Origin of the sequence: Listeria cornellensis FSL F6-0969 (genome assembly GCF_000525855.1) — a bacterium.
Classification (GTDB): domain Bacteria; phylum Bacillota; class Bacilli; order Lactobacillales; family Listeriaceae; genus Listeria_A; species Listeria_A cornellensis.
Genome location: NZ_AODE01000067.1, coordinates 1 through 839 on the forward strand (window position 1 = coordinate 1; position 839 = coordinate 839).

Consider the following 839-nt stretch of genomic DNA (forward strand, 5'->3'; position numbering starts at 1 on the left):
GAGCAGCTTCAATCCACTAACAGGAGTAAGCGCAAGTGATGTGGAAGATGGTGACATGACGAGCAAAATCACGATTACAGCGAACGATGTTAACACGGCGAAAGTAGGAACGTATCACGTAACCTACAGCGTGACGGATTCCGATGGCAATACAACAACGAAAACGATCACAGTAACGGTGACAAGTAACGATGCACCTGTGATTTCTGCGACCGATAAAACAATGAAAAAAGGCGGGACATTCAACCCATTAACAGGCGTTAGCGCAACGGATACCGAAGATGGCAACCTAACAAGCAGTGTGAAAGTCACCGCGAATAACGTCGATACAAGCAAAGTCGGCACGTATCACGTGACGTATTCTGTCACTGATTCCGATGGCAACACGACAACCAAAACGATCACCGTTACGGTAACAAGCAACGACGCACCAGTCATCACAGCGAAAGACCAATCCGTGAAAAAAGGCAAAACATTTAGCCCACTATCTGGTGTAACAGCAAGTGATACCGAAGATGGCAACCTAACAAGCAGTGTGAAAGTCACCGCGAACAATGTCGACACAAGCAAAGTCGGCACATATCATGTCACATATGCAGTCACTGATTCCGATGGCAACACGACAACCAAAACGATCACTGTAACAGTAACAAGTAACGACGCACCAGTCATCGAAGCATCTGACATCGTGCAACGCATCCACACCACCTACGACGTGAAGAAAGCAGTCACCGCTTCTGACACAGAAGACGGCGATATCACCAACAAAATTACGGTAACAGCCAACGATGTGAACACAGAAAAAAGCAGGTGTCTATCACGTGACATACAGCGTGACA

1 protein-coding gene is annotated in these 839 nt (G+C 47.0%); it reads left to right on the top strand.

Translation table 11 applies throughout. The features are described from left to right. The coding region (locus tag PCORN_RS16735; RefSeq protein WP_149024415.1) for an immunoglobulin-like domain-containing protein at positions 1–839 on the top strand (839 nt) is incomplete at both ends.